The 20,993-nt window shown below is 68.2% G+C and carries 15 protein-coding genes; 7 read left to right on the top strand and 8 right to left on the bottom strand.

Translation table 11 applies throughout. The features are described 5' to 3' along the window. The first annotated feature begins 26 nt into the window (after positions 1–26). Positions 27–824, top strand: coding sequence for a tRNA threonylcarbamoyladenosine dehydratase (locus ISN75_RS14520; protein ID WP_168647080.1), 798 nt, complete (start codon positions 27–29; stop codon positions 822–824). Between the two features lie 56 nt (positions 825–880). On the opposite strand, the gene ISN75_RS14515 is transcribed toward ISN75_RS14520, so the two are convergent. From ISN75_RS14515 to gluQRS, 3 genes are all read right to left on the bottom strand, one after another. Further along, a complete protein-coding gene (locus ISN75_RS14515) occupies positions 881–5,143 on the bottom strand; it encodes a hypothetical protein (RefSeq protein WP_343818731.1) in 4,263 nt (1,420 codons plus the stop codon). Between the two features lie 265 nt (positions 5,144–5,408). Further along, positions 5,409–6,149 (bottom strand): acetoacetyl-CoA reductase, encoded by a 741-nt coding sequence (gene phbB / locus ISN75_RS14510; protein ID WP_167254335.1) that lies wholly within the window; start codon positions 6,147–6,149, stop codon positions 5,409–5,411. A gap of 174 nt (positions 6,150–6,323) precedes the next feature. After that, complete coding sequence (gene gluQRS / locus ISN75_RS14505; RefSeq protein ID WP_343818902.1) at positions 6,324–7,190, bottom strand: tRNA glutamyl-Q(34) synthetase GluQRS; 867 nt, start codon at positions 7,188–7,190, stop codon at positions 6,324–6,326. Between the two features lie 115 nt (positions 7,191–7,305). Here gluQRS and htpX point away from each other — a divergent pair, with 115 nt between their 5' ends. Beyond that, positions 7,306–8,193, top strand: coding sequence for a protease HtpX (htpX, locus tag ISN75_RS14500; protein WP_167254343.1), 888 nt, complete (start codon positions 7,306–7,308; stop codon positions 8,191–8,193). A gap of 104 nt (positions 8,194–8,297) precedes the next feature. After that, a complete protein-coding gene (gene htpG / locus ISN75_RS14495) occupies positions 8,298–10,166 on the top strand; it encodes a molecular chaperone HtpG (RefSeq protein WP_343818732.1) in 1,869 nt (622 codons plus the stop codon). Positions 10,167–10,240: 74 nt separating this feature from the next. Here htpG and ISN75_RS14490 read toward each other — a convergent pair whose 3' ends face one another. Next, positions 10,241–10,798: a hypothetical protein gene (locus ISN75_RS14490; protein WP_167254347.1), complete on the bottom strand. Its 558-nt coding sequence runs from the start codon at positions 10,796–10,798 to the stop codon at positions 10,241–10,243. Between the two features lie 88 nt (positions 10,799–10,886). Continuing rightward, positions 10,887–12,029 (bottom strand): NAD(P)/FAD-dependent oxidoreductase, encoded by a 1,143-nt coding sequence (locus ISN75_RS14485; protein ID WP_343818734.1) that lies wholly within the window; start codon positions 12,027–12,029, stop codon positions 10,887–10,889. 130 nt (positions 12,030–12,159) lie between these two features. Here ISN75_RS14485 and ISN75_RS14480 point away from each other — a divergent pair, with 130 nt between their 5' ends. The 3 genes from ISN75_RS14480 to ISN75_RS14470 all read left to right on the top strand — a co-directional run bounded on the left by ISN75_RS14480 (position 12,160) and on the right by ISN75_RS14470 (position 14,119). Further along, positions 12,160–13,062 carry an AEC family transporter gene (locus ISN75_RS14480; protein WP_208399703.1) on the top strand — a complete coding sequence of 301 codons (903 nt, stop codon included), beginning with the start codon at positions 12,160–12,162 and terminating at the stop codon, positions 13,060–13,062. Between the two features lie 7 nt (positions 13,063–13,069). Continuing rightward, entirely contained in the window at positions 13,070–13,462 is a 393-nt protein-coding gene (locus ISN75_RS14475) for an RNA-binding S4 domain-containing protein (RefSeq protein ID WP_343818737.1), read from the top strand. 108 nt (positions 13,463–13,570) lie between these two features. After that, complete coding sequence (locus tag ISN75_RS14470) at positions 13,571–14,119, top strand: response regulator (protein WP_343818739.1); 549 nt, start codon at positions 13,571–13,573, stop codon at positions 14,117–14,119. A gap of 188 nt (positions 14,120–14,307) precedes the next feature. On the opposite strand, the gene katG is transcribed toward ISN75_RS14470, so the two are convergent. Beyond that, entirely contained in the window at positions 14,308–16,509 is a 2,202-nt protein-coding gene (katG, locus tag ISN75_RS14465; RefSeq protein WP_343818903.1) for a catalase/peroxidase HPI, read from the bottom strand. Between the two features lie 138 nt (positions 16,510–16,647). Further along, a complete protein-coding gene (locus ISN75_RS14460) occupies positions 16,648–17,247 on the bottom strand; it encodes a TetR/AcrR family transcriptional regulator (protein WP_168647085.1) in 600 nt (199 codons plus the stop codon). A 138-nt stretch (positions 17,248–17,385) separates the two neighbouring features. Here ISN75_RS14460 and ISN75_RS14455 point away from each other — a divergent pair, with 138 nt between their 5' ends. Then, positions 17,386–18,015 carry a glutathione S-transferase family protein gene (locus ISN75_RS14455; protein ID WP_343818740.1) on the top strand — a complete coding sequence of 210 codons (630 nt, stop codon included), beginning with the start codon at positions 17,386–17,388 and terminating at the stop codon, positions 18,013–18,015. 192 nt (positions 18,016–18,207) lie between these two features. Here the strand turns inward: ISN75_RS14455 and mutS are convergent, their stop codons facing one another. Continuing rightward, positions 18,208–20,796, bottom strand: coding sequence for a DNA mismatch repair protein MutS (gene mutS, locus ISN75_RS14450; protein ID WP_343818742.1), 2,589 nt, complete (start codon positions 20,794–20,796; stop codon positions 18,208–18,210). Positions 20,797–20,993: the final 197 nt, after the last annotated feature.

Genomic DNA, 20,993 nt, shown 5'->3' with positions numbered 1-20,993 from the left:
CCTTCGACCCGCCGCGGAGCGCGCGCATGAACGACGTGGCCTTTCCCGCCGAACGCTTCCAGGGCGTGGAGCGCCTGTACGGCGTGGGCAGCGTGGAACGCCTGCGGCAGGCGCACGTCTGCGTGATCGGCATCGGCGGCGTCGGCTCCTGGGCGGCCGAGGCGCTGGCGCGCAGCGGGGTGGGGCGGCTGACCCTGATCGATGCGGACGAGGTCTGCGTCTCCAATACCAACCGCCAGCTGCATGCGCTGGATGGCGAGTACGGCAAGCCGAAAGTCGAGGTGGTCGCGGCGCGCGCCAAGGCGATCAACCCGGCCATCCGGATCGATGCCATCGAACGCTTCCTCACCCCGTCCACCCTCGACGAACTGCTGGACCGCGGCTACGACGTGGTGCTCGACGCCTGCGACGCTTTCCGCGTCAAGCTCGAAGCCATCGCCTGGTGCCGCCGCCGCAAGCTGCCGGTGGTGAGCGTGGGTTCGGCCGGCGGGCGCACCGACCCGACCATGATCCGCGTGCGCGACCTCTCGCGCACCGAGCACGACGCCATGTTCAGCCTGATCCGCAAGAAGCTCCGCCAGGACTTCGGCTTTCCGCGCAATCCCGACCGCTACTTCGGCGTGTCGGCGGTGTACTCGCTGCAGAACGTGCAGTACCCGCAGGCGGACGGCACGGTCTGCGGCACGCGTCCGCCGGGCGGCGATGCCTTGAACCTGGCCTGCGGCGGCGGCCTGGGCGCGGCCACCCACGTCACCGGCACCTTCGCCTTTGCCGCGGCGGGCAAGGTGCTGGAGAAGCTGCTGGAAAAGAAACCGGCGGCCTGAAGCCGCCGGTTGTCGTGGTTGGCCATGCCAGGGCGATGGCGCATTCCTTCCGTGGGCTAGGCCAGGATCGTCAGTTCCATGGCCTTGGCGGTGACGCGGTTGGCGCCGGTCACCCGCACGAACAGCGGGAACCTGCCCGGCGTCGGCGGGATCAGCCATTCGCCCCAGGCGTGATCCGGCTCGCCCCCGGCCAGCGCGCTCAACGCCGTCATGCCCAGCAGTTGTCCACCGTGCTGCGGATCGCCGAGGAATACCTCGGCCCAGCCATCGGCACGCTGCGCCAGGTCGGCGCCGACGCTGATGCGGAAACCGGCGTACCGGCCGCCCGGCAGCTCCGCGTGGTCGGACACCAGTTCGCCATGCGCGTTGCGCACCGCCAGCGGCCTGGCCGGCAGCGTCAGCAGGGTGGGCGCGGCGGGTGCCGACGTGGCCCGCAGCGCCGTCGACGCGACCACCAGCGGGAACCATCCCTCCTTGTTCTGCGCCGGGCTGTCGTTGGTGATGCTGATGGCGTTGTGGGTGGTCGCCTGGCCGCTGGTGCTTTCGACGGTCGGCACGAAGTAGACGGCGCTGTTGTCCGCCAGCACCACGCCGGAGCGGTATTCGTTGCCCGGCTTGACCTTGGCGTTGCCGGTGCTGCTGGAGATGCGGATCACCGAGGCCGACGAGGTCAGCGCGTCGGGGTTGAGCTGCAATCCCGCGTTCTTGAATGCCGCCGACTTCTGCAGCGCCGCAGCCAGCGCATTGAGCACTTCGGCCTGGCCGCCGCCGCCCTGGCTGATGTACTGCACGGTATCCAGCACCCGCTTCTGCTGGTCCTGCAGCACGATCGTGTACTTGACGCCGGGCAGCGGGATATTGCGCAGGCGGATCACCGCGAAATCGGTATGGCGCACGTGCGTCTGCGGAGCCAGCGTGCCGTCCGCGCGTTTCCAGCGGATCTCGTTGTCGGGGTCGACCACGGCGTAGATGCGGTATTCGCGCCGGGTGCTGCCCGCCGGCAGCGCGGGCGGTTCGAACGCGCAACGTGCCCGGCCGATGCCGCGCGGCGGAATCACGTATTTGTCGTCGGCCGCCGAGCGCTGGCTGTCCGGATGCGGACGCGACGGATCGGCCAGGTTCGCGTCGAGGAATTCGACCGCGGCGGTGCCGATGGTGATGCGGGCGCCGGTTTCCTCGCGCGAGATGCTGTCGACCTCGACGTAGTCGAAGCGCACCTTGACCGGCTTGCTGGCGCCGTCGGGTGCCAGGCCGAGCTTGCTGCCGAGGCTGAAGTTATGCACGCGCACCTCGAGCATCAGCTTGGCGCCCGGCGCCACCGCACCCGACACCGGCGTAAGCAGGCCGGTCGTCTTGCTCGGGGTCGCGTAGCAGGCCAGGCCGCCCCGGATGCGGCGGGCATTGTCGAGCGTGTTGAAGCCCGAGCCATCCGGCAGGAAGCGATACGGCAGATTCAGCGCGGCGTCCGGCGCGGCATAGGTTTTCGCCCACCACTCCTGGCCGACGCCCTCGGTGAAGCTGGTGGCGCTGGACATCTTGAGGGTGCCGTCCTTGGTCGCGTAGAACAGCGGCTGGAACGCATAGCCCATGTTCTTGTTGAAGCTCGGCTTGGTCAGCAGCAGCTTGCGGGTGCGCGCGCCGGTGATGTTCTCCAGGCGCTGGTTGTTCCAGCCGTGGCTGCCGCCCGTCGAGGTCTTGAAACTGGCTTTGAAGTTCGTGCTCATGACGAGATAGTCGGCGTTCGCCTCGAACGAGACCGTCGTGTCGGAACTGCCGCTCAGGGTCTTGCTGTACTCGAAGCTCGAGGTGCCGGCCGCCGTGGTGCTCCAGCTGATGTCCTGGGTTTCGCTGTTGCCGTTGCAGAAATACAGGATCGGCGTGGTCAGCGGTTCGGTCACCGTGACGGTTTGCCCGGGCGTGTCGCCGGGGCGGCGGATTTCGCCCATGTCGGCGGGCGCGTAGGCGACGTTCATTCCCGGCGCCAGCACCGGATAGCTCAGCGCGTTGCCGTTCTGATGGGTGGGCTGGTAGACGTCCGGCAGCGTGCTGCCGTCGCAGGAAACCGCCTGCTGCGGAAACGGGCGCGGCATCGAAATATCGACGAATACGAAGTCGCCGTTGTCCGCGGTGCGCCCCAGCAAGCGGTAGCGATAGATGTCCACGGTGCGCAGCACATAGCTCAGCGCGTCGTCGCTGTTGGTGCTTGCCGACAGCTTGGTGGAAAGGCTGCTGACCGCGCTGCTGAATTCGGTGCTTTTTTCGTTGTAGGCATAGCCGAACTTGACGGTCTCGGTCACGTTCAACGACATGCCGGTTTTCTTGACGTCGCCCATCGTGACGCCCGCGCCGATGGTGAGCTCGTCGCTGTGGTTGAAGGTGTTCGCCACGGTGCTGGTGTGGGTGGTGGTCACCTGTTTGCTCTGCTCGTCGGTATAGGTGACGTTGAAGCCCGCCTGGAGGCTGACGTTGACGATGCCCAGCGGGCTCGGCGGATCGTTGTTGGGCAGGTAGTCGATATGCTTGGGCGGCTCCTGCAGGATGTAATTGGTGCTGACGATATTGTTGATGGTGATGCGCACCGGCGGCGCCAGCCGGGTCGAACGCCCCTTGAAATCGTAGGCAACGATGGCGATGCCGGTGTTGTTGGCGTTGTCGAATCCGGGATCGCTCGATGCGTTCTTCTCGTCATAGCCGGCGACGGTGATCCCCTGGTCGCCATCGATGTTGAGCGTGCCCCGGTGCAGCGTGACCACGCCGGGCTTGCCTGAGCCGTTGTTGGTGAGGCTGGCCACTGCCAGGGTGTCGGTCGGCGACGGTGGATTGAGCTGGCCGTCGAACAGATTGGCCGCCTTGGCATCGAGCTGGACGATCAATTCGCCGGTGTCCTGGGTCTGGACTTGTCCATACCAGGCGAAATTCCACGCCGGCGCCGCCGAACCATCGCCTCCGGCCTGCGCCGCCGAGATGGAGAAGCCGACCGCCTTGACGTAGTTGTAAGTCCCTTCGTAGAAGTCGAACTTTCCCCGATTGGTGGCCAGCACCGAATACACCACCGCCAGCTGTTTGCGGCCGAGCGTGTAGCCCTTGGCCGGGTCCAGCCGGTACTGGCCTGCGGCCAGCGCGAACACCTGCTTTCTCGGGCCCTGCAGAAAGACCGGATCCGGCGTCGTGCGGCGGGCCCGGAAGTCGTCCCGGTTGACCGCCTTGTGGTGGTGCCGCACCGCCAGCACCGCGCCCTCCTTGGCGGCGTAGTACGGATCGCGATCGAGCATGGTGACGATCAGGTTGCAGATGTTGTCGTTGTTTCCGCTGCGGCGGCCGTCGGCGTGATAGATCACCGCTACCTGCTCGCGTCCCAGGCCGGCCAGCACGCCATCGATCCTGCGCTGTCCGGTCAGGCCCAGGAAATCGCCCACCGCCATGTCCAGCCCCGTATTGCCCGTGACGTTGTCGGCGACCGTGATCTTCTCGCGTTGCGCCAGGCTGGCCGTGCGCCTGTCGGCATCGACCGAGTAGTCATAGACGACGGCCTGGATACGGATCTTCTCGGGGTTCGCGCGTTCCGCCGCGTGGTAGACCACCAGGATCTGCCGCTTGCCGTTGCCGCTGAAGTCGCCCGTCTTCACGATCACCGTGCCGGGCCGGCGCTGCGACTCGCCCAGGCGAGGCAGGAAAGCCAGCGGATCCGGCAGTCGGATCGCCGTGTGCGAGCCCGGCAGGCCCCATGCGAAGTTGAACACTTCCAGCGTCAGGTCGCTGCCGGTGGTCTCGCGCACGGTAATGATCTCGTCGCGCGTGCGGCCGCCGACCACCAGGCCGTCGAGGTCGGCAATCGCCAGGGCCCCCGGGGTCTGCATATGCATGTGGTCGGCACGCAGGTCCACGTTGTCCGTGAAGGTGAAGGAGGGAAGCGCCGTGCCGGCCGCGGCGGCGGCGCCGCCAAGATTGGAGATCGTCCACGTGACCCGGGCATGCTGGTTATTGATCTTCACCAGCGCATGGCGCTTGAGCGCAAAACATTCGTCGTAGTCGTCCGTCATGACCCGTCCCACGGCGACGGCATGGCGCAGATAAGCGTCCGATGTGCCATCGGCGGCGTCGAAGTCGTGGGACTTCGACTCTTTCAGCTGTCGATTGTCCTTGAACAGATGCGCGTTGAACCTGGCTCGCGCATCGTTTCTGGACCAGGTCAGCACGCCAAGGCCTTCGTCGCGAAACAGTACGCGGCTGTTGGCAGTCCCGAACGGATCGGCGGCGCCCGGACCGGCCGCTGCATGGAGCGACTGCGTGGCAAGAACTTCTTTCGCATCGACGGACATGGCATTCCCCTGGGTGATGACGGTCGCCCGGCCGATGCCGGGTGCAACCACGGAGGGGCGACGCTATCGCCTCGAACGGGCGCGGTATGTAGCACAAATGCGCCACATGGCCGGGGCGGCGGCGTCCGCATCGAAATGCAAACGGGCAGGCCCAAGGCCTGCCCGTCAGGGGGCGCGCCCGCAGCGCGCCGTTCGATTTTCCTCACCGCCATCCCGGCCCGCGCCGGGATGGCGGCTTCGTGCTATTTGAGAAGACGCAACGCTCTTACCAGCCCATGTAATGGCCACCGTTGATGGCCAGGTTGGTGCCGGTGATCCACGCCGCCTCCTCGCCGGTGAGGAAGGCCACCGCATGGGCGATCTCCTCCGGCTTGCCCAGGCGGCCGACCGGGATCTGCGCCACGATCTTCTCGCGCACTTCCTCCGGCACCGCCATCACCATGTCGGTGGCGACGTAGCCCGGCGACACCGTGTTCACGGTGATGCCGAACTTGGCGTTCTCCTGCGCCAGCGAAATGGAGAAGCCGTGCATGCCGGCCTTGGCCGCGGCGTAGTTGGCCTGGCCGTACTGGCCCTTCTGGCCGTTGATCGAGCTGATCTGCACGATGCGGCCCCACTTGCGCCCGCGCATGCCGTCGATCACCGGGCGGGTGACGTTGAAGCAGGCGTTGAGGTTGGTGTTCACCACGTCCATCCACTGCTGGTAGCTCATCTTGTGGAAGGTGGTGTCGCGGGTGATGCCCGCGTTGTTGACCAGGATCTCGACCGGGCCGGCCTGGGCCTCGATCTCGCGCACCATGGTTTCGCACGAAGCCGGATCGGACACGTCGCCCTGCACCAGCACCACGTCGTAGCCTTCCTGTTTCATCGCGGCGCGCCACGCCTCAGCCTTGGCCGGGTCGCGGTAATTGGTGGCGACGCGATGGCCCTGGCGGGCCAGATACCGAACGATGGCGGTGCCGATGCCGCCCGTGCCACCCGTGACCAATGCCGTGCGCTGCGTCATGCCGTTGTCTCCATAGATGCGCGAAGAGTGCGAGAAAGCCGAACTGGTGTTGCCTGGCCATGTTGATAGGGAAACATGGCAATTCGTCGACGTAAGGAAACCGCCATGCGCGCGATGCGCTGCGCCGTGGCGGCTCGGTCTTTATAGCGGTTTATGCGGCCGGAAGGCAGCGCTTCAGCAGGCCAGGCGTTCGCTGCAGTGCGGCAAACGCGTGGGATCGAAATGCGCGAGCGCCTGGGACAGCAAGGCCTCGGGATGGTTCGCTTCCATCCCGCAGGGAAGTTCGAGAAAACGCAGGGCGCGGCGCAGGGCCGGCAGCGGATCGCGCGGATCGACCGGATGCGCATTTTCAGACTTCGAGAGCTTGCGCCCCTGCGCATCCACCGCCAGCGGCAGGTGCAGATAGGTCGGCGAGGCCAGTCCCAGGCAGCGCTGCAGCCAGAGCTGGCGCGGAGTGGAATCGAGCAGGTCGTTGCCGCGCACCACCTGGGTGACGCCCTGCCAGGCATCGTCGACCACGCAGGCCAGCTGGTAGGCGTAGAAGCCTTCCACCCGCCTGATCACGAAATCGCCGGCCGACTCACGCAGGTTCTGCCGCTGCGGGCCTTGCAGGCCGTCGACGAAGCCCACCTCCACGTCAGGCACGCGCAAGCGCCAGGCCGGCGCACGCGACGGATCCGGCGCCGCCACGCAGCGCCCGTCGCGATGCATGCCGCCGGCCGCGGCCAGGTCGGCGCGGCTGCACCAGCAGGGGAAGACCTGGTCGCGCTCGCGCAGCTGCTCGAAGGCCGCTTCGTAAGCGTCAAGGCGATGTGATTGGAACAAGGCCGGTTCATCGGCGACGAGTCCGAAGGCGGGCAGGGCGTCGAGGATGCCGCGTGCCGAACCGGGCACTTCGCGCGGCGGGTCGATGTCCTCCATCCGCAGCAGCCAGCGGCCCCCGGCGTGGCGCGCGCACAGCCAGCTGGCCAGGGCGGCGACGAGGGAACCGAAGTGGAGTTGGCCGGTCGGAGAGGGGGCGAAGCGTCCGCGATAGGTCATCCATGCATTGTAGGGGGCAGCGGCGCGGCCGCTCTTGAAACCGGTACGCTTTGCCACGATTACTTGCGTGCGGCCTCGCCGCATTCCCTTTTCATGACTGCCCAGAGAGACAGCCATGCGTCGCATCGCACTGTTCCTGCTTACCAATATCGCCGTCCTGTTCCTGCTCAGCATCGTGTGCCGGCTGCTCGGCATCGACCAGTGGGCCGCCTCGCGCGGGCTGGGCGGCATGCCCGGCCTGCTGGCCTACGCCGCCGTGTTCGGCATGGGCGGCGCCTTCATCTCGCTGGCCATGTCCAAGTGGATGGCCAAGATGTCCACCGGCGCCCGCGTGATCGAGCAGCCGCAGAACGAGGGCGAGCGCTGGCTGCTCGACACCGTGCGCCGCCACGCGCAGAACGCCGGCATCGGCATGCCCGAGGTGGCGATCTACGACGCGCCGGAAATGAACGCCTTCGCCACCGGCATGAGCAAGAACAGCTCCCTGGTGGCGGTCAGCACCGGCCTGCTGCAGCAGATGGACCGCGAGCAGGTGTCGGCCGTGCTGGCCCATGAGATCGGCCACGTCGCCAACGGCGACATGGTTACCCTGACCCTGATCCAGGGCGTGCTCAACACCCTGGTGATCGTGGCGGCGCGCCTGGTCGGCCGCGCGGTGGACAGCTGGCTGTCCGGCGGGCGCGAGCGCGACGGCGGCGGCATCGGCTACTTCGTGTCGGTGATGGTGCTGCAGCTGGTGTTCGGCCTGTTCGCCTCGATGATCGTGATGGCCTTCTCGCGCTGGCGCGAGTTCCGCGCCGACGCCGCCGGCGCCCAGCTGGCCGGCCGCGGCGCCATGATCTCGGCCCTGCAGCGCCTGCAGGCCAACCACGGCGAGAGCACCCTGCCGCAGACCATCGCCGCGTTCGGCATCTCCGGCCATCTGGCCTCGGGCTTCCAGCGCCTGTTCATGAGCCACCCGCCGCTGGACGAGCGCATCGCCGCGCTGCAGCAGCGGGCCTGAGCACAGGGTTTTTCCCGGGAGGCGGGCGCGCGGCGCCCGCCTCCCTTGTTATGGTTCGACATCGTCAACGTTCCGCATCAGCCATCCACGCCAACACAGCGTCCATGACTATGACCACCGAAACCCGCAAGTTCGAAGCCGAAGTCGCCCAGGTCCTGCACCTGGTCACCCATTCGCTGTACTCGCACAAGGAAATCTTCCTGCGCGAGCTGATTTCCAACGCCTCCGATGCCTGCGACAAGCTGCGCTTCGAGTCGATCGCCCAGCCCGACCTCCTGGCCGGCGATGGCGAGCTGCGCATCGACGTGAGCTGGGACCCGGCCGCGCGCACCGTCACCGTGCGCGACAACGGCGTCGGCATGAGCCTGGACGAAGTGGTGGCCAATATCGGCACCATCGCCAGCTCCGGTACGCGCCGCTTCCTGGAGGCGATGAGCGCCGAGCAGAAGACCGATGCGCGCCTGATCGGCCAGTTCGGCGTGGGTTTCTATTCCGCCTTCGTGGTGGCCGACCGCGTCACCGTGCTGACCCGCCGCGCCGGCGCGCCGGCCGGCGAGGGCGTGAAGTGGGAGAGCGACGGCAAGGGCGAGTACTCGCTGGAGGGCCTGGAGCTGGCCGAACGCGGCACTACCGTGATCCTGCATCTGAAGGCCGGCGAGGACGAATTCCTGCAGCCGTGGACGCTCAAGTCCCTGATCACCCGTTATTCCGACCACGTGGCCTTCCCGATCCGCATGCCGCTGGAAGTGGACGGCAAGCCGGGCGAGGAATGGGAAACCGTCAACGCCGCCTCGGCGCTGTGGACCAAGCCCAAGTCGGAGATCAGCGACGAGGACTACCAGAGCTTCTACAAGTCGCTCGGCCACGACTTCAACGACGCGCTCGCCTGGACGCACAACCGCGTCGAAGGCAGCCAGAGCTTCACCACCCTGCTGTACATCCCCGCGCAGCCGCCGTTCGAGCTGATGATGGGCGGGCGCGACGAGCGCAAGGGCCTGAAGCTGTACATCAAGCGCGTCTTCATCATGGACGCCGCCGAGGAGCTGCTGCCGAACTACTTGCGCTTCGTGCGCGGCGTGGTGGACGCGGACGACCTGCCGCTCAACGTCAGCCGCGAGATCCTGCAGCAGAACCGCCAGCTCGAGCGCATCAAGAGCGCCTGCGTGAAGCGCGTGCTCGACCTGCTGGAAAAGCTGGCGCGCGACGAACCCGAAAAATTCGCCACCTTCTACAAGGCCTTCGGCAACACGCTGAAGGAAGGCATCGTCGAAGACCACGCCAACCGCGAACGCATCGCCAAGCTGCTGCGCTTCGCCTCGACCAAGGGCGAGGGCGCGGCGCAGACGGTGTCGCTGGACGACTACATCGGCCGCATGGCGCCGGGCCAGGAAACCATCTGGTACATCACCGCCGACAGCCATGCGGCGGCGCTGGGCAGCCCGCAGCTGGAGGCGTTCAAGGCCAAGGGCATCGAAGTGCTGCTGATGTCCGACCGCATCGACGAATGGATGCTCGGCAGCCTCAGCGAATACGCCGGCAAGAAGCTGCAGAACGTGGCCAAGGGCGAGCTGCCGCTGGACGAGGCGGACAAGCAGCGCCAGGAAGAAGCCAGCAAGGCCGCCGAGCCGCTGCTGCACAAGCTGAAGGAGCTGCTGGGCGAGCGGGTGAAGGACGTGCGCGTGTCGGCGCGCCTGACCGATTCGCCGTCCTGCCTGGCGCTGTCGGATTTCGAGATGGCCCCGCATCTGGCCCGCCTGCTGCGCGAAGCCGGGCACGACGCGCCCGAGAGCAAGCCGACGCTGGAGATCAATCCGCGCCACGCCCTGCTGCAGCGCGTGGAAGCGGAGGGCGACGAAGGCAAGGCGCGCGACCTGGCCAACCTGCTGCTGGAGCAGGCGGAGATCACGGCCGGCGCGCAGCTGCCGGATCCGGCGGGCTTCGTGCAGCGCATGAACCGCGTGCTGCTCGGCTGAGCGAAGCATCCGCTCGCGCATGAAAAAAGCCCGCCGGCGACGGCGGGCTTTTTTTGTGGGCTCGGACCTGAGGCTCAGCGGCCCCGGCTGGCCGGAGGCGTACCGCCCGGATTGCCGGCCGGCGCGTTCATGGACGGCATCGACTGCAAGGCGCGCTCGGCGCCGGTCGGATAGCCGAACCCGCCCTGGTGGCCGTCGAAGCGCGGAGCGTGCATGCGCCGCGGCCAATCGTCATTGGCCAGCATCAGCCGGCGCCCATCCAGGTTCACCCAGTGCCAGCGGCCGATCGGCACCGGCTGCGCGGACAGATAGGCGAAGCCGGCGTCGTACTTGCCGTCGTCGCGCGGCGAAGCTTGCAGCGCGACGTTGATGATGCACTGGCTGCTGATCGCCTTGCCCTTCCAGTGCGCGGGGCCGGAGACCATCTCGTCCAGGTTGGTGCGCAGCAGCCGTTCCATCACGGGAGGCAGCTCGCGCGCCGGCGAGGCGCTGGTGATCTTGCCCGCGGCGTCGACGTTGACCAGGACGGGCAGGGTTCTTAAGGGAAAATCGCTGAGCGATTCGCTCGCCATCGCCGCCTGCGAGGCGACGAGCGACAAGCCCAGTACCGCGAGGAAATGCATGCGCTTCATGGCTGGCTCCTTGGCTGGAGGGTGGGGGCCTCCGGGCCGCTGTCGCGGCCTCCTCCCGCGCGGACTGTGATCCTGGCCCGGGCCGGTGTCAACGCGGCAGGGCCGCGGCGAGCCGGGCGATGCGCCGCGCCTCGATGCCGATCTCGCGCAGCTGCCCCGTTGGCGAGGGACTCTGGCCGCAGAAGAACAGCCCCGGCGCGGCGGCTGCGCCGGTGACGCGCGGCTGGCCCTGTGCATCGAGCGCTTCGGGCGTGCCGGGCAGCAGCGTGCGCAGGTCGGGGCGGAAGCCGGTGGCGAGGATCACCGCGTCGAAGGCTTCGGTCACCGCCTTGCCGCCGGTAGCAGGCGAGGGTTCGAACGCCACGCTCTCGGCGCTGAAGTGTCCGATGCCGCCGCGCACCTTGATCCGTCCGGCGCGGATCGCCGCCACCGTGCCGATATCCAGCAGCGGAATCTTGCGGTCCTCGGCGATCATCCGGCGCGGCCCTTTGGATGCCTTCACCAGGCCCAGGCGTTCGATGGAACCGACGGCGAGGCGGATCGCCGGCGCGTTGAGCGCATCGGCCAGGGCTGGCGGCAGGGCGGCCTGGCTGACCGCCCAGGTGAGGATGGGCAGGCCGAGCAGTTCGCGCGGCAGGATGCACACCGGGCTGCGCACGGCCAGGGTGGTATCGACGCCGGCATCGGCCAGGTCCAGCGCGATCTCGCCGCCGGAATTGCCGAAGCCTACTACCAGCACGCGGCGGCCGGCGTAAGGCACGGGGTTGCGGTAGCTGCTGCTGTGGATCACGTCGCCGCGGTATTGGGCCTGCCCGGGCCAGGCCGGTACGTGCGGGAAATCCGCCCAGCCGGTGGCGATCACCACGATCGGCGCGTTCCATGCGCGCGTCGGCGTTTCCACCCGCCAGCCGTGTTCCGTGCGCAGAACGGCGCGCGCGGCGCTGCCGAATTCCGGCCGCAGCTCGAAGTGCGCCGCATAGCTTTCCAGATACGCCACCACCTGCGCCCGCGACGGATAGCGCGGATAGCCGCGCGGCATCGGCAGCCCCGGCAGGCCGGAATGGCCGCGGTCGGTGTGCAGGTGCAGGCGGTCGTAGTGGCGGCGCCAGACCGCGCCCACCGTGGCGGCCTTCTCCAGGATGACGCTGCGCAGGCCCTGCTCGCCGAGCATGGCGGCGCAGGCCAGGCCGGCGGGGCCGGCGCCGATCACCAGGGCGTCCGTGTCGCTCATCGGTGCATGCCTTCGTCGGGTGGCGGTGCGGCGATTATGGGCATTCCACCGCGCCTTCGCGCCGGGCCGGCGAAGGTCGCGGCGAAGCTGCGAAACTAGCGGCCTGGTTTCTCTCCAAGCTCCGGTGCCGATGACCGCCCTGATCCTGCTGTTCGCCTGTCTCCTGCTCGGCCTGCTGGTGCAGCGCCATGCGCGGCCGCCGGCCGGCACGGTGCAGGGCATCAACTGGTGGGTGATCAACATCGCGCTGCCGGCGCTGGTGCTGCAGCTGGTGCCGAAGGTGCAGGTGAATGCGCAGCTGTGGTTTCCGGTGGCCACCATGTGGATCACCTTCTTCGGCGCCTGGGCCTTGTTCGCCGCGCTGGGGCGCGGGCTGGGCTGGTCGCGCGGGCGCGTCGGCGCGCTCACCCTGGTGTGCGGGCTGGGCAATACCTCGTTCATGGGCTACCCGATGATGCAGGCCCTGCACGGCTCCGAAGGCCTGACCCTGGCGGTGGTGGCCGACCAGCTCGGCTGCTTTCCGCTGCTGGCTTCGGCCGGCGTGGTGGTGGCCAATCTCTACGCGGGCGGCTCCACCGATACGGGCGCGATCGTGCGGCGCATCCTCACTTTTCCGGCGTTTCTGGCGCTGGTGCTGGGCGGCATCGTCGGTGCGCTGGGCGGCTGGCCGCCGGTGGCCGACGGCGTGCTGGGCGCGGTCGGCAATACGCTGACGCCGCTGGCGCTGTTCTCGGTGGGCCTGCAGTTCAAGTTCAGGCTCGGCGAACGTCAGGCCGCGCCGCTGGCGCTGGGCCTGGCCTGGAAGCTGGCGCTGGCGCCCTTGATCAGCCTGGCCGTCGGCGTGGCGGCGGGCGTGGGCGGCCTGGTGCTGACCGTGGGCGTGCTGCAGGCGGCGATGGCGCCGATGATCTCGGCGGCGATCCTGGCCGACGAGCACGGGCTGGAACCGTCGCTGGCCAATACCGTGCTGGGCGCGGGCATCGTGCTCTCGCTCGCCACCGTGCCTTTGGCCAATCTGCTGCTCGGCGGATAATGCCGGCATGACTGCATCGACCGAACTCAACGCCGTGCGCGTGGACGTATGGCTCTGGGCCGCGCGTTTCTTCAAGACCCGCAGCCTGGCCAAGCAGGCCATCGACGGCGGCAAGATCGACGTCAACGACGCCGGCTGCAAACCCGCCAAGACCCTGCACGCCGGCGACCGCCTGCGCATCAGCCGCGGCGAGGAACGCCTGGAAGTGGAGGTGCTGGCGCTGAGCGAAAAGCGCGGCACGGCCCCAGCGGCACAGGCCTTGTACCGCGAGACCGAAGCCAGCGCCGCGGCACGCGAACAGGCGCGCGAACAACGCCGCCTGGTCGGCGCCGCCGGCCCGCTGCGGCGCCCGGACAAGCAGGAACGCCGGGAATTGCGACGCTTAAAGGACTCTCTCTGAGCAGCGCATCGCAGTTTGTCCGGCGCTTCTGAGCGAGCATGCGCATCGGCTACGGCGCGGCGCGATGGCGTTCCGCCCCGGCAGCCAGCGGAAAAGGGGCCGCGCATCATGTCTGGAATCGGATTCTTCAAGCGCCTGCTCGGTGCCGCGGCACAGGAGCAGGCAGAGGCCGTGCGGCTGCAGGCGCCGGAAGGCGCGCGCGTGCTGATGGTCGACGACTCGCCCACCTTGCTGGCCGTGCTCGGCCGGCAGCTCGGCCAGGAAGGCTATGCCACGCTGCGGGCGCTGGACGGCGAAAGCGCGCTGGAGGTGGCGCGCGCCGAACAGCCGGCGCTGATCTTCCTGGACATCGTGCTGCCCGGCATCAACGGCTTCGCCGTGCTGCGCACGCTGCGCCACGACCCGCTCACCCGCGACATCCCGATCGTGATGATCAGCGGCAACCAGCAGGCCACCGAGCAGTTCTACGTGCAGCGCTTCGGCGCCGACGACTTCCTCAAGAAGCCGTTCGGCCGGCGCGAGGTGCAGGTGTGCATCGACCGCCTGGTGCGCACCGGCCGCCTGCCGGCGCGTGTGGTGGAAGCGGTGGAGGTGGCGGCGATGCCGGAGCTGCCGTGCGAGGAGCTGCCGAGCGGATTGTCCGGCCTGGCCGTATAACGACGGCGTAGGTTGGGGTGAGCCGCAGGCGAACCCCAACACCGGGTTCCTGGGGCGCGCCACGTTGTTGGGGTTCGCCTGCGGCTCACCCCAACCTACGCCGAATGCCTGGTCCCGACAAAAAAAGCGCCGCAGCGTCATCACGCTGCGGCGCTTCGTTTTTCCAGCCCTTCAGGCCGCGGGCAACATCACTTCAGCTCGAACCGGTCCAGCTCCATCACCTTGCCCCACGCCGCCACGAAGTCGCGCACGAACTTCGCCTGGGCGTCCGCGCTGCCGTAGACCTCGGCGACCGCGCGCAGGATCGAGTTGGAACCGAACACCAGGTCCGCACGCGTGGCGGTCCACTTCAGTTCGCCGCTCTTGCGGTCGCGGCCTTCGAAGGTTTCCTTCGACACCGCCTTCCACTCCGTGCCCATGTCCAGCAGGTTGACGAAGAAGTCGTTGCTCAGCGTGCCGGGACGCTGGGTGAAGACGCCGTGGCGGCTGTGGCCGACGTTGGTGTCCAGCACGCGCAGGCCGCCGACCAGCACGGTCATCTCCGGCGCGCTCAAGGTCAGCAGCTGGGCCTTGTCGACCAGCAGCACCTCGGACGGCACGCTGTAGCGCTGCTTGAGGAAGTTGCGGAAGCCGTCGGCCACCGGTTCCAGCACGGCGAAGGATTCGACGTCGGTCTGCTCCTGCGAGGCATCCATGCGGCCCGGCGCGAACGGCACCGTGGCCTCGACGCCGGCCTGCTTCGCGGCCTGTTCTACCGCGGCATTGCCGCCCAGCACGATCAGGTCGGCCAGCGAGACGCGCTTGTCGCCGGACTGCGCCGCGTTGAACTCGTGCTTGATGCGCTCCAGCACCTTCAGCACCTTGGCCAGCTGTTCCGGCTGGTTCGCCGCCCAGTCCTTCTGCGGGGCCAGGCGGATGCGCGCGCCGTTGGCGCCGCCGCGCTTGTCCGAGCCGCGGAAGGTGGACGCCGAGGCCCAGGCGGTGGAGACCAGCTCGGCGGTCGACAGGCCGGAGGCAAGTACCTTGGCCTTCAGCGCGGCGATGTCCTGGGCGTCGATCAGCTGGTGGTCGACGGCGGGGATCGGGTCCTGCCAGATCAGCGCTTCGGCCGGTACTTCCGGGCCGAGGTAGCGCGCGCGCGGACCCATGTCGCGATGGGTGAGCTTGAACCAGGCGCGGGCGAAAGCGTCGGCGAATTCCTCGGGGTGCTGGTGGAAGCGGCGCGAGATCTTTTCGTAGGCCGGATCGATCCGCAGCGAAAGATCGGTGGTGAGCATGGTCGGGCGATGCTTCTTCGAGGCGTCGTGCGCATCGGGGATCACGTCGCCGGCGTCCTTCGCCACCCACTGGTGCGCGCCGGCCGGGCTCTTGCTCAGTTCCCACTCGTAGCCGAACAGGTTGTCGAAGAAGCCGTTGCCCCACTTCGTCGGGGTGGTGGTCCAGGTCACTTCCAGGCCGCTGGTGATGGCGTGCGAACCCTTGCCGCTGTTGAAGCTGCTGCGCCAGCCCAGGCCCATTTCCTCGATGTCGGCGCCTTCCGGTTCCACGCCCACGTGGTCGGCCGGGCCGGCGCCATGGGTCTTGCCGAAGGTGTGGCCGCCGGCGATCAGGGCCACCGTCTCCTCGTCGTTCATGGCCATGCGGCCGAAGGTCTCGCGGATGTCCTTGGCGGCGGCCAGGGGATCGGGCTTGCCTTCCGGGCCTTCGGGGTTCACGTAGATCAGGCCCATCTGCACCGCGGCCAGCGGGTTCTCCAGATCGCGTTCGCCGGAATAGCGCTTGTCGCCACCCAGCCAGGTGGTCTCGGTGCCCCAGTAGACGTCTTCCTCCGGCTCCCACACGTCCGGACGGCCGCCGGCGAAGCCTAAGGTCTTGAAGCCCATCGATTCCAGCGCGACGTTGCCGGCCAGGATCATCAGGTCGGCCCAGGAGATGTTGCGGCCGTACTTCTGCTTCAGCGGCCACAGCAGGCGGCGCGCCTTGTCCAGGTTGCCGTTGTCCGGCCAGCTGTTGAGCGGCGCGAAACGCTGCTGGCCCGCACCGGCGCCGCCGCGGCCGTCGCCGGTGCGGTAGGTGCCGGCGCTATGCCAGGCCATGCGGATGAACAGCGGGCCGTAGTGGCCGAAGTCGGCCGGCCACCAGTCCTGCGAATCGGTCATCAGCGCGTGCAGGTCGCGCTTGAGCGCGTCGTAATCGAGTTCGCCGAAGGCCTTGGCGTAGTCGAAATCGCCATCCATCGGATCGGTCAGCGGGGAATGCTGGTGGAGAATCTTCAGATTGAGCTGGTTGGGCCACCAGTCCTTGTTGCTGGTGCCCGTCTTGCCGGCGTGATGGAAGGGGCACTTCGACTGGCCCGCGTCGGGCGCGGTCTCGGAGGTGGGCGTGACGATGTGGGGATCTTGATTCACAGGGGGATTCCTTCTAGTCGGAGTGGCTGGCGTCGGCTGGCTTGCCGTCCCAATCTACGCAGATGGGTTCCTTAGGTGAACTAGATTGTTCTGATCTTTCTGATAGCTTCGAGCTATGGCTTAAGCCGCCTCGGGGCCGATCAGCTTCAAGGCCATCTCGCGCGCCGCCAGCCGCACTTCCTCGACGAAGGCCGGATCGTCGATGGTGCGCGCCAGCACCATGCCGCCCACGCACAGCGCGGTGATGGCCAGGCCGCGCTTGCGCGCCTCCTCGCCCTCGCAGCCTTCCAGGCCGCCGCTGAGCATGCCGGCCATGTGCTCGACCAGCTTGCAGTAGGCCATCCGCGCCTGCGGCCCGGCGCGCGCCGCGTCGGCGGGCAGGGCCACCAGCGGGCAATGGCCTTCGACATCTTCCAGGTGCGCGGTGGACAGGTAGATGTTCACCATCTGCTGCGCGCAGGCGGTGCCTTTGGCGTCCGGGTCGAACTCGATACCGCTCCAGCGCTGCGACGGATCGAAGTGCATGTACGCCGCGACCGTCTCGGCATACAGCTCTTCCTTGGCCTTGAAGTGGTTGTAGAAGCCGCCGCGGGTCAGCCCCGCCTGCCGCATGATTTCGTCGATGGATACGTCGGAAAAACCGCGGCGATTGAACAGCTCGCGCGCGGATTCGACGATGCGCTCGCGGGTTTTCTGCTTGTGTTCGGCGGTATAGGGCATGGCGGCGTCATGCAGGGGAAGGGAAGCCGCGCAAGCGTACTCCCGCCGCAGAATATGTTCTTGAACATATGAAGTTCGCCGGCAGACTTCGTGGCCATCCCCCCGGGGCAGGAGCCCCTCACCTATGGAGGCACGACCATGAAGCTGTACTACGCAGAGACCATGAATCCGCGCAAGGTCTGCGCGGTGGCGAAGTACCTGGGATCGCCGGTGGAGTTCATCCGCGTGGACCTGAGCAAGGGCGAGCATCGCGCGCCGGCCTTCCTGGAGCAGAACCCGAACGGCAAGGTGCCGCTGCTGGTCGATGGCGAGCTGCGGCTGTGGGAGAGCACCGCGATCATGGCGCACCTGGCGGTGCAGGCCGGTTCCGATCTGTGGCCCGCGGATGCGGCCAGCCAGGTGGAAGTGCTGCGCTGGCTGTCCTGGGACATGGTGCATTTCTCGCGCCACGGCAGCTCGCTGTACTTCGAGCACATCATCAAGCCCTGGGCCGGCCTGGGCGAGCCCAATGCCGCGGCGGTGGAAGAGGCGACCGGCTTCTTCAAGCGCTTCGCCGCGGTGCTCGACGCGCACCTGGCGACGCGCGATTACCTCGTAGGCAACCAGCTCAGCATCGCCGACTTCGGCGCCGGCGTGCTGTTGCCGTGGGCGAAGGAAGCGCGCCTGCCGGTGGCGGGCTTCGCCAACATCGAGCGCTGGCATGAGCGGCTGATGGCGCTGCCGGCGTGGCGCGAGCCGTTTCCGGCGCCGGTGCCGGCGGCTGCGTAAGACCGTTCGCCTCACTTGAGAGAGCCCCTCTCCCCTTGGGAGAGGGGTTGGGGTGAGGGTACGGGCGGAGCACAAGGGTGATGTGCACCGCTCCGGCCGAACCCTCATCCGCCTGCCGGCACCTTCTCTCCCACGGGGACTACCTTCGGGTCGCCGGAGGGAGAAGGATCTGCTTCTGGAGATTGAGGCCGGTCAAAGCAGGGCTTTGAGACGGTACAAAACCTCCAGCGCCTCGCGCGGCGTCAGCGCATCCGGATCCACTTCGTCCAGCGCACGCTCCGCCGCCGACGGTTCCGCCGGCGCGAACAGGCCCAGCTGCGGCGAGCTGTCCGCCTTCGGCTTCGCCGCCGACGCCTGCTGGTGCATGCCGCGCTCCAGCTCCGCCAGCGTGCGCCGCGCATCGGCGATCACCGACTTCGGCAGGCCGGCCAGCGCCGCCACCTGCAGGCCGAAGCTGCGGTTGGCCGGGCCTTCCTTCACCGCGTGCATGAAGACCAGCTGCTCGCCGTATTCCACCGCGTCCAGATGCACGTTCGCGATAGTGGGATATTCGCTGGCCAGTTCGGTCAGCTCGAAATAATGCGTGGCGAACAAGGTGTACGCACGGCTGCTCGCCGCCAGGTGTACCGCCGCCGCGCGTGCCAGCGCCAGGCCGTCGTAGGTGCTGGTTCCACGGCCGACTTCGTCCATCAGCACCAGGCTGGAAGCGGTGGCGTTGTGCAGGATATTGGCCGTCTCGCTCATCTCCACCATGAAGGTGGACTGGCCGCGCGACAGGTCGTCGCCCGCGCCGATGCGGGTAAAGATGCGGTCGACCGGGCCGATCGCCGCCGCGCTGGCCGGCACGTAGCTGCCGATATGCGCGAGCAGCACGATCAGCGCGTTCTGCCGCATGTAGGTGGATTTACCGCCCATGTTCGGGCCGGTGATCACCAGCATGCGGCGCGCGTCGTCGAGATGCAGGTCGTTCGGCTCGAACGGTTCGGCGCGCACTTTCTCCACCACCGGATGGCGGCCGCGCTCGATGTGCAGGCCGGGCTCGTCGGTGAGCGTGGGCGCGCTCCAGTCCAGCGTCGCGGCGCGTTCGGCCAGGGTGAACAGCACGTCCAGCTCGGCCATCGCGGCGGCGGCGGATTTCAGCGGTTCCAGGCGCTGGGTCAGCGTGTCGAGCAGCGCTTCGTACAGCGCGCGCTCGCGCATCAGCGAGCGCTCCTTGGCCGAGAGCACCTTGTCCTCGAAGGTTTTCAGTTCTTCGGTGATGTAGCGCTCGGCGTTCTTGGTGGTCTGGCGGCGCGTGTAGTGCGTGGGCGCTTTTTCCGACTGCGCCTTGCTGATTTCGATGTAGTAGCCGTGCACGCGGTTGTAGCCGACCTTGAGCGTGGCAATGCCGCTGGCGGCTTTCTCGCGCTCTTCCAGTTCGACCAGGTACTGGTCGGCATGCGTGGACAGGCGGCGCAGTTCGTCCAGCTCCGCGTCGTAGCCGTCGGCGATCACGCCGCCGTCGCGCTGCAGCACCGGCGGCTGCGGCACCACCGCGGCGGCGAGCAGGGCGGCGTTGTCGGCATGGTCGCCGATGCGTTCGACCAGCGCGTGCAGCAGCGGGCTGTCCAGCGCGGCGATTTCCGCCCGCAGCAGCGGTGCGGCGGCGAGGCCGTCGCGCAGCGTGGACAGATCGCGCGGACGCGCCGAGCGCAGCGCCACGCGGGCCAGGATGCGTTCCAGGTCGCCGATGCCGCGCAGGCGTTCGCGCAGGCTTTCGTAACCGCGGCCGTTCATCGACGCGTTGTCGAGCAACGCGCCGATCGCCTGGTGGCGCCGGCGCAACGCCTCGCGCGAGCGCAGCGGGCGGTTGAGCCAGCGGCGCAGCAGGCGCGCGCCCATCGGCGTCACGCTTTCGTCCAGCACGCCGAGCAGGGTGTGTTCGGTGCGGCCGCTGGGGTGCGTGTCCAGCTCCAGATTGCGGCGCGTGGCGGCGTCCATCGCGATGGTCTCGCTGGCGCTTTCCACCGACATGCCGGAGACGTGCGGCAGCGCGCTCTTCTGCGTTTCTTCCACGTAGCCGAGCAGGCAGCCGGCCGCGGCGATCGCCAGCGGCAGGTTGTCCACGCCGAAGCCGCCGAGGTCGCGCGTGCCGAAGAAGCGGTTCAGTTCGCGCCGCGCGGCATCGCTGTCGAAATGCCACGGCGGGCGCCGGCGCAGGCCGGGCAGGCCGCTGACCAGCTTGGGCCAGGCCACGGCTTCGTCGACCAGGGTCTCGGCCGGCTGCAGCCGCGCCAGCTCCGCGGCGAGGGCTTCGGCGCTGGGCACTTCGCTGAGCAGGAAGCGGCCGCTGCCCAGGTCCACCCAGGCCAGGCCGTAGCTGGCCTGCGGACCGGCGGCGATGGCCAGCAGCAGGTTGTCGCGGCGTTCTTCCAGCAGGGCGGCGTCGGTGACCGTGCCCGGCGTGACGATGCGCACCACCTTGCGTTCGACGATGCCCTTGGCCAGCGCCGGATCGCCGATCTGCTCGCAGATCGCCACCGACTCGCCCAGGCGCACCAGCTTGGCCAGGTAATTCTCCACCGCGTGATACGGCACGCCCGCCATCGGAATCGGCTGGCCGGCCGACTGGCCGCGCTGGGTGAGGGTGATGTCGAGCAGCCGCGCCGCCTTGCGCGCGTCGTCGTAGAACAGCTCGTAGAAATCGCCCATGCGGAAGAACAGCAGCACCTCGGGGTGCGCGGCCTTGGCCGTCAGGTACTGGCGCATGAGCGGGGTGTGTTCGAGATGCGTGTCCGTCATCGGTGTCCGTGCAATCCGGTGGCTCTTCCGGCTGGCGCTGGCGGGCAGGCGCGGGCCGCGAAGAGTGCGGCGGCCGGGGAAGATGGAGCGAAAGCGCCGAAGCATACGGCCTGGGGCAGCTTCGATCCATGCCGCTTTCCGGCGCCATGCCGTAAGCCCGACGTAAGTCGCTGACGCGGCAGCTATCGGCCGCACGC

The organism is Dyella marensis (genome assembly GCF_049532885.1).
Lineage (GTDB): Bacteria > Pseudomonadota > Gammaproteobacteria > Xanthomonadales > Rhodanobacteraceae > Dyella_D > Dyella_D marensis.
This window is presented reverse-complemented; position numbering and strand designations above follow the sequence as displayed.